The 13027-nt window shown below is 38.3% G+C and carries 12 protein-coding genes; 6 read left to right on the forward strand and 6 right to left on the reverse strand.

Going from position 1 to position 13027, the window contains the following annotated elements:
* Window positions 1–146: 146 nt before the first annotated feature.
* The 4 genes from radA to BLR60_RS20505 form a co-directional block, all read right to left on the reverse strand.
* Window positions 147–1523 carry a DNA repair protein RadA gene (gene radA, locus BLR60_RS20490; protein ID WP_090503293.1) on the reverse strand — a complete coding sequence of 459 codons (1377 nt, stop codon included), beginning with the start codon at window positions 1521–1523 and terminating at the stop codon, window positions 147–149.
* A 212-nt stretch (window positions 1524–1735) separates the two neighbouring features.
* Window positions 1736–3286 carry an Rne/Rng family ribonuclease gene (locus tag BLR60_RS20495; RefSeq protein WP_090503295.1) on the reverse strand — a complete coding sequence of 517 codons (1551 nt, stop codon included), beginning with the start codon at window positions 3284–3286 and terminating at the stop codon, window positions 1736–1738.
* Between the two features lie 280 nt (window positions 3287–3566).
* Window positions 3567–4445 carry a tetratricopeptide repeat protein gene (locus BLR60_RS20500; protein WP_090503298.1) on the reverse strand — a complete coding sequence of 293 codons (879 nt, stop codon included), beginning with the start codon at window positions 4443–4445 and terminating at the stop codon, window positions 3567–3569.
* A gap of 10 nt (window positions 4446–4455) precedes the next feature.
* Window positions 4456–4758, reverse strand: coding sequence for an HU family DNA-binding protein (locus BLR60_RS20505; RefSeq protein WP_055909222.1), 303 nt, complete (start codon window positions 4756–4758; stop codon window positions 4456–4458).
* Window positions 4759–4927: 169 nt separating this feature from the next.
* On the opposite strand from BLR60_RS20505, the gene mutY reads away from it, so the two are divergent.
* Together mutY and BLR60_RS20515 are read left to right on the forward strand one after the other, a co-directional pair.
* Window positions 4928–5989: an A/G-specific adenine glycosylase gene (mutY, locus tag BLR60_RS20510; protein WP_090503301.1), complete on the forward strand. Its 1062-nt coding sequence runs from the start codon at window positions 4928–4930 to the stop codon at window positions 5987–5989.
* 55 nt (window positions 5990–6044) lie between these two features.
* Window positions 6045–6482: a single-stranded DNA-binding protein gene (locus tag BLR60_RS20515; RefSeq protein WP_090503303.1), complete on the forward strand. Its 438-nt coding sequence runs from the start codon at window positions 6045–6047 to the stop codon at window positions 6480–6482.
* Between the two features lie 133 nt (window positions 6483–6615).
* Here BLR60_RS20515 and BLR60_RS20520 read toward each other — a convergent pair whose 3' ends face one another.
* A complete protein-coding gene (locus tag BLR60_RS20520) occupies window positions 6616–8052 on the reverse strand; it encodes a DUF4270 domain-containing protein (protein WP_090503306.1) in 1437 nt (478 codons plus the stop codon).
* A 21-nt stretch (window positions 8053–8073) separates the two neighbouring features.
* Window positions 8074–8898, reverse strand: coding sequence for a glycogen/starch synthase (locus BLR60_RS20525; protein ID WP_244155714.1), 825 nt, complete (start codon window positions 8896–8898; stop codon window positions 8074–8076).
* Between the two features lie 149 nt (window positions 8899–9047).
* Between BLR60_RS20525 and panC the strand changes: the two genes are divergently transcribed.
* The 4 genes from panC (at window position 9048) to BLR60_RS20545 (ending at window position 12996) form a co-directional block, all read left to right on the forward strand.
* Entirely contained in the window at window positions 9048–9893 is an 846-nt protein-coding gene (panC, locus tag BLR60_RS20530) for a pantoate--beta-alanine ligase (protein WP_090503311.1), read from the forward strand.
* A gap of 140 nt (window positions 9894–10033) precedes the next feature.
* Entirely contained in the window at window positions 10034–10384 is a 351-nt protein-coding gene (gene panD, locus BLR60_RS20535; RefSeq protein ID WP_090503313.1) for an aspartate 1-decarboxylase, read from the forward strand.
* Window positions 10385–10389: 5 nt separating this feature from the next.
* Window positions 10390–11370: a lysylphosphatidylglycerol synthase transmembrane domain-containing protein gene (locus BLR60_RS20540; protein ID WP_167354793.1), complete on the forward strand. Its 981-nt coding sequence runs from the start codon at window positions 10390–10392 to the stop codon at window positions 11368–11370.
* Between the two features lie 486 nt (window positions 11371–11856).
* Window positions 11857–12996: an acyl-CoA dehydrogenase gene (locus BLR60_RS20545; RefSeq protein ID WP_090503321.1), complete on the forward strand. Its 1140-nt coding sequence runs from the start codon at window positions 11857–11859 to the stop codon at window positions 12994–12996.
* The last annotated feature ends 31 nt before the right edge of the window (window positions 12997–13027 follow it).

Genomic DNA, 13027 nt, shown 5'->3' on the forward strand with positions numbered 1-13027 from the left:
TTTTATTTAAATTGCTGCTAACATTCTTATATTCAATTTGTTATTTTGTTTTTATTTGTAGCCCTTGGTCGTTAATATTATTATAGAATGTGGAAAATTATCTCCTTTTTGAGGAATATTGTTGCGTTATTTCCACACCTTGATATTTACCCAAAAACAAGACTGAATACTTCTTCTATTTTACTTACAGCTTTAATCTCAAGGCTGTATTTTTCTAACGAAATACCTTTCAAATTGTATTTAGAGATGTAAATGGTTTCGAAACCCAGTTTGTCTGCTTCCGCAATACGTTGTTCGATTCTGTTTACCGCTCTAATTTCTCCTGATAGACCTACCTCTGCAGCAAAACAATTTTTCGACGAAATGGAAATATCCTGATGAGACGATATAATGGCAATCAATACCGCCAGGTCAATGGCAGGATCTTCTACCCTGATTCCTCCGGCAATATTCAGGAAAACATCTTGTGTGCTTAACCTAAAACCACAGCGTTTTTCTAAAACTGCTAAAAGCATATTCATCCTTTTGGTGTCAAAACCGGTTGCAGAGCGTTGTGGGGTTCCATATGCTGCCGAACTTACCAAAGCCTGTGTTTCAATCAACATCGGCCTGGCACCTTCTAATGTGGCTGCTACGGCTATTCCACTCAGCTCTTCATCGCGCTGCGATAATAAAATCTCAGAAGGATTGGAAACTTCCCTTAAACCACTGCCCTGCATTTCGTAAATGCCCAGTTCTGCAGCCGCGCCAAATCGGTTTTTAATCGACCTCAGGATACGATAAACATGATGCCTGTCGCCTTCAAACTGCAAAACAGTATCCACCATGTGTTCCAGTATTTTAGGTCCTGCTATAGCGCCATCTTTAGTAATGTGGCCAATCAGGAATACTGGTACGCCCGTTTCTTTTGCAAAACGTAATAGTTCTGCAGTACATTCTCTTACCTGCGATACGCTGCCAGGGGTAGAATCGATATGGGCCGAATGGAGCGTTTGAATAGAATCGACTACTAAAATTTCAGGTTCTAAAATCTCGATCTGTTTAAAGATGTTTTGCGTTGACGTCTCTGTTAAGATGTAACAGTTGGACGATGGACTTTCCTGAATCCTTTCCGCCCGCATTTTTATCTGTTGTTCGCTCTCTTCGCCAGAAATATAAAGTAGTTTTTTGCCTTTTAAATTTAGGGCCAATTGTAGCATCAGGGTCGATTTGCCAATGCCTGGTTCACCACCAATTAATACCAACGATCCTTCTACCAGGCCGCCACCCAATACCCGATCCAATTCTTTATCACCGGTTAATATCCTACGCTCAATTGATGATTGTATTTCATTAACCTTGCTAGGCTTGCTAAGTTTGCGACTGGCTGTATCACTTTTCCAGGTAGGAACCGATGCCGGACTTTTTTCTACAATTTCTTCTACAAAGGTATTCCATTGATTGCAGGAAGGGCATTTACCCAGCCATTTTGCCGATTCGTAGCCACAGCTCTGACAGAAATATGCGGTTTTAGATTTTGCCAATTGATTAAAATTTTAGATTACGAATTTAATCTTTCTCATTGAGGTTTGGATACCGCTGGCCGAGATTTATAATCTCGGACGTATAGTTTATGGATTTGCAATCCAAAATTAGAATCTTTTGTTCTAAAATCGGGATTACAAATCCCGACTAGCGAAAATATTTAAACAAAAAAGCCCGGATTAGGATCCAGGCTTTCAGTTAATTTTTTAAGCTACAATTTAATCTCTTCGTCTTTCGCAGAGATAAAGTGAAACTCAGTTAAATGATACGATGATTGCGCTTTCACTTTAATCCACTGGCCATACTTAAAGAACCAGCGGCGTTGAAGGTTGAAAATACCTTTAGTAATATAAGCTTCAATATAAGGATGTACACAGAGTGTTACGCCTTTTTCATTCTGCTCTCTTAAAATATAATTAAGGTTGTTCTCAATATCATCCATTAAAACGATACTCGCTTTAATTTCTCCGGTCCCATCGCAGGCCGGGCATTTCTCTACCGTAACAATATTCATTTCCGGACGAACACGTTGTCTGGTAATTTGTACCAAACCAAATTTGCTTGGAGGCAAAATGGTATGTTTAGCTCTATCCAATAACATCAGCTCACGCAAATAATCGAATAGTATTTTACGGTTTGTTGGTTTGTGCATATCGATAAAATCGATGACCACAATACCGCCCATATCGCGCAAGCGCAGTTGACGGGCAATTTCTTTAGCCGCCTCTTTGTTTACCTGTAAAGCATTCTCTTCCTGATTTTCTTTACTGGCAGTACGGTTTCCACTGTTCACGTCTATTACGTGGAGTGCTTCAGTGTGCTCAACAACAAGGTAAGCACCACCTGGTAAGTTTACAGTTTTTCCGAAAGCATTTTTAATCTGCTTTTCTATACCGAAATGATCGAAGATCGGTTCTTTCTGTTTGTAAAGTTTAACGATTTTTTCCATTTCAGGAGAAATATCGTGAACATAAGAACGGATATCATCGTACAGATCAGGCGTACTAACGTAAACGTTTGTAAAATCAGGGTTCAGAATATCACGGATTAACGTTGATGATCTGTCCATTTCACCCCAAACTCTTTTTGAGGGTTCGGTAGATGGCATTTTTTTAATGAAGTTCTCCCATTTAGCAATCAAATCCAAAAGATCTTTTTGCATTTCGGCAACTCCTCTGCCTTCAGAAACGGTTCTGATAATCACCCCAAAATTTTGAGGTTTAATACTTTCGATAATCTTTTTTAAACGATTACGCTCGGTATTACTTTTAATTTTTTTTGATACGGATATGGTATTGGAGAATGGCACCAGTACCACATACCTGCCGGCAATCGAAATGTCGGAACTTAAACGCGGACCTTTTGTAGAAATTGGTTCTTTGGCAATTTGTACAGGTAGGAGCATGTTTTTACTGAGCACGTCAGAAATTTTGCCTGCCTTATTAATATCGGCTTCCAGCTTTAAATTATCTAATAACGTGCCTGTAACCGAGCCATTACGCTTGATCTTCGTTAGCTTAATTAAAGATTGCACCTGAGGGCCCAAATCAAAGTAATGCAAAAATGCATCTTTCTCATAACCAACATCCACGAAAGCAGCATTCAGACCGGGCATAATTTTTTTAATGCGGCCTAAATAAATATCGCCTACGGCGTAATTAATATTGATTTGTTCTTTGTGAAGCTCAACAAGTTGTTTGTCTTCAATCAACGCTATGGTAACTCCGGCAGGAGTCGAATTGATAATTAATTCTTTTACCAACAGCTACAGATTTAAGGCTTTCGCCTATTAACAAATGGATAGTAAATAAAACACTGACGTAGCCAAAAACCTATATAATTAAAAAAATCATATAAATTGTTTAAACCTCATAGTGTTTACTATGAGGTTTAACTGGCTTAATCAAAATAAGAAACTATTTTTTCTTATGTCTGTTTTTTCTTAAACGTTTTTTACGTTTGTGGGTAGCCATTTTATGTCTCTTTCTTTTTTTACCGCTTGGCATAGTTTTAAGTTTTAAATGTTTTTATTAATCTGTTAATTAATTTTTATTCTTTAGTTCAGCCACCTTCTTATCAATGAATGAAGATAAGGTTGGGTTAGCCGCTAATTTTTTGCTTGATAGGTAAGCATTTACTGCTTCTTTATTTCTGCCTAAATTTTCTAAAGCTGTTCCTAAGTAAAAATAGGCTTCAGGTGTAGGTGATGCGGCAATTACGGTGTTAAAACGAGGAATTGCTTTGTCAAACTGACCTGATTTTATCGAGAATAATCCTAAATTCATATTAGCCTTCACATTTTTAGGTTCTTTAGCCACAACTTCCAGCAACATTGCAATACCTTGCATTGGTGCGCCCAAGCCATTTACTATTGTTACACCTAAGCCTGTTTTAGCTTCAATGTTTGTAGAGTCTTTCTCTAATGCATTTTTGTAAGACATATTGGCTTTCTGCAATAAAGCAGGCTGTGCCAGGCTGTCTTGTGTGCTTTCAAAAGCTTTTATAAATTGATTTCCGGCAGCTAACCACGATTTTGTTGATGGTTCGCCTTCGGCTACAACTTCTAAATATAAGGCAGATGGAGTAATTTGTTCAACATCGTCCCATTTCTGAGCCAGTTGTTTGGCAAGTTGAATCTTTTCTGCGCCATTTGCGCCTTTGTAGCTGTTTTCCAAAGCTGTAATGTCTGTAGCCAAATTCTTATTGATCACATTTTTTGCAGCAGTGGATGAAGTTTCGAGGTTTAATACCGATGTTGATGATGGAGAAGCTGCTCCGGCCATTGGGCCACTCGAAGGCATTTTTCCATTTTCTTCAGTTGGTTTAACTAAACCCTTAATGTCTCTTGTAAATAAGAACGCAACAAGCAATACAATCGCTCCAATAACAATGGTTTGTTTTGATCTGATGTTGCTATTCATATATTAAGACTTAGGCTTCTACTTTAATTTTTTTTGAGTTACTTTTTACTTTATCAACAAATACTTTTGCTGGTTTAAAGCTAGGAACAAAGTGTTCTGGGATGATTATAGCAGTGTTTTTTGAGATATTTCTCGCAGTTTTTTGCGCTCTCTTTTTAACAACAAAGCTCCCGAAGCCTCTAACGTATACATTTTCACCGCCGATCATGCTGGTTTTGATAACCTTGAAAAATGCCTCCACTGTTTCCTGTACATCAACCTTCTCAATTCCGGTTTTTGTTGATATTTCTGAAATAATATCTGCCTTAGTCATATTTTATTATTTATTATATATTATGTTTTAATATTACTACTGTTTTGGGGTTGCAAAAGTATTGCTTTTTAATGAGATAGGGAAATAAAAGATGATTTTTTTATCGGCAGACTTATCAGGCAATTGCAAGTTTTTTTTTAATTGGATAAATAGACCGTAATTTGCAGTAATGACATTTCAAAATGAACTCATCAATTGGTACCTGACCAACAAAAGAGATTTACCCTGGAGACACACCAATGATGCTTATACCATCTGGTTATCAGAGGTTATTTTACAACAAACAAGAGTAGAGCAGGGTCTTCCGTACTTCAATCGGTTTTTAGAAAACTTCCCTACAGTTACAGATTTTGCAAGTGCTACCGAGGTCAAAGTTTTGAAGCTTTGGCAGGGCCTGGGTTATTATTCAAGAGGAAGGAATATGCATGCAACTGCCCAGATTGTGGTGAAAGATTATGATGGAATCTTCCCAAACCTGCATGATGAACTCATAAAACTGAAAGGAATTGGTGAGTATACCGCTGCTGCAATCTCTTCATTTTCATCAGGTGAAGCACGGGCCGTAGTAGATGGAAATGTATTTAGGGTACTCTCCAGGTTTTATGGTTTAGCGACCCCAATAAATAGCCCTGCCGGTAAAAAAGAGTTTTATGCATTAGCCAACGATTTGCTATATAAAGAAGACCCTGCCCTATACAATCAGGCCATTATGGAGTTTGGGGCCTTGCAGTGTAAGCCAAAATCGCCGAATTGCGCTATTTGTCCGCTCAATCAACATTGTTATGCCTTTAACAACAGTCTGGTGAATGTGCTACCTGTTAAAATCCGTAAAGCCGAACAGAAACATCGATACATTAATTATTTTATTTGTTTTGAAGAGGAGAAAGTATTAATGAGGGAGCGGCAGGCAGGAGATATATGGCAGCATTTATATGATTTCCCGAGTGTAGAAACAACTGCGAAATATGAGTGGAACGATTCATCATTCATCGACCAGGTAAAATCTGTATTTGGGAATGAGGTTGATTTTAGCTTTATAAGTGCTAAAAAGCATGTTTTAACTCACCAAATAATCCATATACAATTTTTTGCATTAAAAAATTATATATTTAACTTTAATAAACAAAAGGAACTTAATTGGGTTTCTTTAAGTAAATTAGATGAGTTACCGCAACCAAAAGTAATCCATGATTTTGTTCAGGAATATTTTTACCAGGATAAAATGGAATAACTAACCATCTTATTCAGTGCATTGCAAAAAGAAAACAACTAACCAAAAAATATTTATGTCTGGGATTAACAAAGTTATTTTAGTAGGCCACTTAGGCAAAGACCCTGAAGTGCGGCATTTAGATGGTGGCGTAACAGTTGCCAGCTTTCCATTAGCCACTTCGGAAACATACAACAAAGACGGGAAGAGAGTAGAGCAAACAGAGTGGCACAATATTGTATTATGGCGCGGATTGGCCGAGGTAGCTTCCAAATACCTACAGAAAGGAAAACTGGTTTACATAGAGGGCAAACTAAGAACAAGATCCTTTGAAGATAAAGAAAAGGTTAAAAAGTACGTAACTGAAATTGTGGCCGAGAACTTTACCATGTTGGGCAGAAAAAGCGATTTTGAACAAAGTCCAACAACACCGGCTCATCAAAACACTGAAACTAAAATTGATGATGAATTTACAATCGGTCCATCAGATGAAAATGGCGATCTTCCGTTTTAATTAAGCGTTTAAAGTAATTTTGAAAAAGCTGCCTGATGAGAGGTGGCTTTTTTTTATGCGTTTATTTTGATCTATAACAAAAAACTCCTGCCGGTTTATGGGCAGGAGTTTCTTATTGACCTCACTAAAATCATTAATTAATCTTAGTGTAGTAAATATTTAGTTTTATCTTATTTGCAGTTGTGCTGCCAGCACCTATAACCGATCGTTCGGCAGATGTGGCACTTGGAACATTCTGAAAATCAGTATAAGATGTAGGCGCCAGGAAAGTGCCGTAATCTTCCATGTTTTTATCAATTAAACTTTGCACATAACTGGTTACAATAAAGATATAGCGTTTTTTTAACGAATCGAAATAGCCGCCAAAAAGTGCCGCACCGCCAGAAGCATTGCCAGAAAATGTTGTATAATCAGGTATATATGCAGGTTGCTGCGCAATATCCCAGCGATATAAAGAAAGTCGCTGTGCAGCATTAAAAGGATATGCTGGCGCACTCTCACCAATCTCTACAACTAACTCTGCTTTATTGATTACTGCCTTTCCGTAAGTACTGGTAAAGTTTGTTAATTCAGGAAACTTTAATTTTGTTTTTACACCAGCTAAACCTTGTAAATAAGTTACACTATATTGTTGGGTTGGATCAGCTGGAGTAGGAACATCAATTTGCTTTTGTACTTCTGTACCAGTGTAATCGTGTTTAATATTGGCCGCTACTCCAGAAATTGCAGAACCACCGTTACCGTTTGAAACCAGTTTTCCGATAGGGAAATTTACAGTTGCAGTGTCTACGCCATTGGAAGTATTCGTTTTTTTCCAAACCAGTTGCAGGTAAGAATCAGTTCCCGAAAAGTTAAAAAATGCAATCCCACCAGCACCTGTAGAAGAAGTTTTACTGATCTGTGCATACAAACCTTTAAAAGATTCTATAAACTTAGTATCGGTTGAAGTTCCTGCCGTACCCTGATTAAGTATAGCGTTTTGTATAAATGCCTTGTTTAAAGGTATTCTAATCTGCGCAGGAACTGTTTTTAAAGTATCGGCTTTGCCGGTAACGATATCATATACCTTTGTTTTGGTATTCGGCGCCAGTTTGCCTGTAAAATTTCCTAATAAGGTATTGTTGATGGCTTGAACATCAGAACTTTGATAACTGGTTACCTTATTAGCCAATTGAAATACATCTATACTATATTTAGAATTAGTAGTATCGCCATAAAATTTGGTCACCGTGCTCGATTCATCGAATTTTAATACTAAAACGGCTGAATCAAGCTGGGGGGCGGTTCCAAAATCATAACTGTTGCTTACCGGGTAAACTGTCATCGCTATACCCGCCTCTGTTTTACCAAAAACAGGATCAGTCATATAACCTAAAGGATAACGGTTTAATCCTGAAGTATTCGCTGCCGTTTCCTTTACTAATTGCGTGGTAACAGGAGATACCACCAAAGTTCCGGTAATAGCAGTATTTGGATCCACATCTAAACCAACACCATCTGGGTTTTTACACGATGCAAAAAGAAAAAGACTTATCAACAGGGTTAATAAGTCTTGTTTTGTAAATTTCATATTTAAAATAATAATACCTGATTAAGCTACTGAAACCAATTCATCATTTGAAATTTCTTCATAAAAACTATAGAAGTTTTCAAAATTCTCGGTTAAGTTAAAAGCTAATGTTGGCTTATTGGAATCTTTAACAAATTTTAACACATCTTTGCTCAGGTTCTCGTCTCCTAAAACCACTGCGTCTGAGTGCGTTATGGCGCCAATGTGCATACTGTCGCAATCAGATGGCAAAAATGCTTTGGTGTCATCTTCAGTCATGTTAGCCATTACAGCTTTACCAGCAAAACTGGCATTCAGTTTCTCTGTAAAGCCATCCTCATAAACAGAATACACTACTTTAGAATTTTTAAATGTAGGATCGTTTTTGTAGGTAGTTTTAATATAAGCCGGAACCAGAGCACTCATCCAGCCGTGGCAGTGAACGATATCTGGTGCCCAACCTAATTTTTTAACCGTTTCTAATGCACCTTTGCAGAAGAAAATGGTGCGTTCATCGTTGTCATCAAAGAATTTTCCGCTGGCATCTCTAAATACCTGTTTACGCTGGAAATATTCTTCGTTGTCTAAGAAATAAACCTGCATGCGTGCAGCTGGGATGGAGGCTACTTTAATGATTAAGGGATTATCATTGTCATCAATAATGATGTTCATTCCCGATAAGCGTATTACTTCGTGTAAACGATTTCTTCTTTCGTTGATATTACCGAATTTTGGCATCAAGATGCGGATTTCGAATCCTTTTTCTTGCATAGCCTGTGGCAATTGGCGTGTAATTTCAGAAATTTTAGTAAGCTCGAGGAAAGGCGACATCTCGTGTGTAACAATCAGCAGCTTCGTTTTTGCCATCTCCATATTTTAGGAAAATATTAAGTTAAATAAAAGATAATGAGCTGCAAAGGTAAGCATAATAATACTATTTATCAATATAGCAAGCATTTGTTTGGTTTCATTTAGATTAATTTACACCTTTACGGCTTTAATTTAGATTGTCCAAATTGGAAATATTTAAAACCAAAGCAGCGCTTAAGGCTTTTTTAAAGCCATTAAAAGCATCAGCTAAAAAAATAGCATTAGTGCCCACTATGGGTGCTCTGCATAATGGCCATATCTCATTGATAAAACTGGCCCAGCAAAATGCTGATATCATTATCTGCAGTATTTTTGTAAACCCTACTCAGTTTACCGATCCTAAAGATTTAGAAAAATACCCACGCCCTATTGAGCATGATCTGGCCATGCTGGCCGATGCCGGTTGTAACGCTGTGTTTATGCCTAATGTGGAGGAAATGTATCCAACGGGAGCTGATGAGGCATGGCACATCGATTTAGGTCATGCCGAATTTCTGTTGGAAGGCGCCTTTAGAAAAGGCCATTACCAGGGGGTAACGCAGATTGTTAAAAAACTATTTGATGCTGTTGAACCTGATGTGGCTATGTTCGGACAGAAAGATTTTCAGCAGGTACTGATGATCAAAAATATGCTGGCTTATTTTAAATTGCCCATAACCATTATCACCTGTCCCATTATCCGCGAGGAAGATGGTTTAGCCATGAGCAGTCGGAATATCCATTTATCACAAAGTGAACGCGCACATTCGCTCGTGCTGAGTAAATCGCTGCAGTTCGTTATGGATCATTTTGATGATTATTCACTTGCGGAATTGGTGGATCGCGCAAAAGCATTTTATGAGAATATAGATGGTGTAGAACTTGATTATTTTACCATTGCCAACGGCGATACACTCGAGCCGGCTAAATCAAAAGACGAAAATAACTTAGTTGCCCTGATTGCTGCAAAAGTAGGATCAACGAGATTGATTGACAATATGATTATAAAGTGAGGGAGAACGGAGGAGGTAAGATGGAAGAGTTGTATGGTTAATGAACAGCTCACGAAGCTTACCAGCTATAAACCATCATCCATTTCCCATATTACATTATCTATTATTTAAAACTCCAAACTGATTGCTAACTTTGCCAAATGGTTATCACAATATTAAAATCGAAAATACACCGTGTTAGGGTAACACAAGCCGAATTGAATTATGTAGGCAGTATTACGATAGATGAGGATTTGATGGATGCAGCTAACATTATTGCAAATGAAAAGGTGCAGATTGTAAATAATAATAATGGTGCACGTTTCGAAACCTATGTAATTAAAGGCGAACGCGGAACCGGAACCATTTGCTTAAATGGCGCCACAGCCCGTTTGGCTCAGTTAGGTGATGTGCTGATCATCATGTCATACGGCTCACTGCCAATAGAAGATGCCAAAAAATATAATCCAATACTGGTTTTTCCTGACGATAATAATCATTTGCTAAAATAACGCTTGTGACATTTGACCTCAAAACAGCGCTAAAATTTATCATCCTGTTTTTAATAGGGATAGGCGTCTTGTTTTTAGCTTTTCGGGGTCAGGATTTAGAAAAGATTTGGCAGGAAATTAAAACAGCTAATTACTGTTGGGTCATTATTTCTGTCATTGCTGTTTTAATTGCCCATGTGTTACGCGCTTTGCGCTGGCAGATGTTATATCGGTCTATCCATTACAATGTGAGCTTTTGGCATGCGTATCACGCCGTAATGATCGGGTATCTCGCCAATCTTGCTTTGCCCCGTTTTGGGGAAATTGGTCGCTGTTCAGTTGTTCACAAAGCCGCAAAGGTGCCCATGTTTGCTTCTATTGGAACCGTAATTACGGAGCGGCTGTTTGATGTAGTAATGCTTTTTTTGACCAGTTTGGCAATGCTGATCTTTCAATATAATATTGTAGCCGATTTTCTTTATCAAGCCGTATATCTCAATCTCGCTAAAAAATTAAGTGCGGTTAACTATTGGTGGTTAGTTGGTTTTAGTGTCGTTATATTTCTGTTCATTGCCATTGCAGTCTATTTTCTCCGTCAAAAATTCAGCAAAAAATTCCTGCGCATTTTTGTAAACCTCCGCCAGGGATTTGGTTCGTACAGTAAGCTGAAACAAAAAGGATTGTTTTTAGCCTATACTCTGGGTATTTGGTTTTTCTATTTACTTTCCATGTATTTTGCTTTTTCTTCGATACAGGCTACTTCCGAATTACATTTTAATGCTGCATTTACAGCAATTGTATTTTCTGGTTTTGCCATGGCTGCCCCTGTCCAGGGCGGTATTGGCGTTTTCCACTGGATGGTTGCCCAATCATTGTTGCTTTATTCCATTTCCTTTAAAGATGGCTTGGCTTATTCAACCATTATTCACTCCTCACAGGTTTTATTAATTTTAGTTTTAGGGAGTTTAAGTTTGTTCTTGATCCTGACTAAGAAAGAAACTAAATAATTCTTTTTTTGTTGGCGTTTTAACATGCTGTCCGCTGTATCTTTTGGTTCTCCTTCGGCTCCGCCTCAGTTTACAGATTTCATAGAATGATCGTCATTCCCGCGCAGGCGGGAATCTTAAGGCTTACTGCATTACGATTATTCATAGGTGTTTTTTTATTTAGTAACATTCATGAGCACTTCGTGGTTTGTTAATAAACCAGAGCGACAGCTTTATCCCGGTTTATGCACTATTCTTTTGTTTTTTTTGTGTGCATGCTCGTTTCACAAGTTTCGCCGGATAAAGCAAAGGGCGCGGCTATCGGAGCCCGAGAGTTACTGATCTTGCTTTCCAAAAAAATAAACGAAACAGCTGGTTAAAGCAATAGGCTGCACTAAATATACCATTACAACAGCCAACGGATTTAAAAATAAATTACTATGCAGCCATAGTAATATCAATCAGAAATGCTACATTTGATTTACTAACCTTTTATACATAAATGTTATGCATTTTGAATTAAGTGAAGAACAATTAATGATTCAGCAAGCTGCCCGCGATTTTGCGCAGCAAGAATTAAAGCCTGGCGTAATTGAAAGAGACGAACACCAGAAATTTCCGGCCGAGCAGGTAAAAAAACTCGGAGAACTTGGTTTCCTGGGGATGATGGTGAGCGAAAAATATAATGGAAGCGGACTTGATGCCATTTCTTACGTTCTGGTAATGGAAGAGCTTTCTAAAATAGATGCGTCTGCATCTGTAGTGGTTTCGGTAAATAACTCATTGGTTTGTTACGGATTAGAAGCCTATGGCAGTGAAGCCCAAAAGGAAAAATATTTAAAGCCACTGGCTGCCGGAGAAAAAATAGGTGCATTTTGTTTGTCAGAACCCGAAGCAGGGTCTGATGCTACCTCGCAACGTACCACAGCTGAAGATAAAGGAGATTACTATCTGCTTAACGGTACCAAAAACTGGATTACCAACGGAGGTACTGCATCAACTTACCTGGTTATTGCACAAACCCATCCTGAGTTAAAACACAAAGGCATAAACGCTTTTATTGTAGAAAAAGGAATGGAAGGTTTTACCGTTGGGCCAAAAGAAAATAAACTGGGCATCCGTGGCTCCGATACCCATTCGTTAATGTTTAACGATGTGAAAGTGCCAAAAGAAAATAGGATTGGCGAAGATGGTTTCGGGTTCAAATTTGCAATGAAGACGTTAGAGGGGGGCAGGATTGGTATTGCAGCCCAGGCTTTGGGTATTGCACAAGGTGCTTTCGAGCTGGCAACGCAGTATGCTAAAGAACGTAAATCGTTCGGGAAACCGATTGTTGAGCATCAGGCTATTGCTTTTAAACTGGCAGATATGGCGACGCAGATTGAAGCAGCAAGACTGTTGGTTTACAAGGCTGCCTGGCTAAAAGATCAGGGATTACCTTATACCCAGGCGGGCTCCATGGCTAAGCTGTTTGCTTCGAAAGTAGCTATGGATGTAACAGTAGAAGCGGTACAGGTTCACGGTGGTTATGGTTTCGTTAAAGAATATCACGTAGAAAGATTAATGCGCGACGCTAAAATTACCCAGATTTATGAAGGTACGTCTGAGATCCAGAAAATGGTGATATCGAGAGAAGTTATTCGTTAGTTTTGAGCTTGGGAGTTTGGAGTCACTCGTC

Source organism: Pedobacter terrae (assembly GCF_900100705.1).
Classification (GTDB): domain Bacteria; phylum Bacteroidota; class Bacteroidia; order Sphingobacteriales; family Sphingobacteriaceae; genus Pedobacter; species Pedobacter terrae.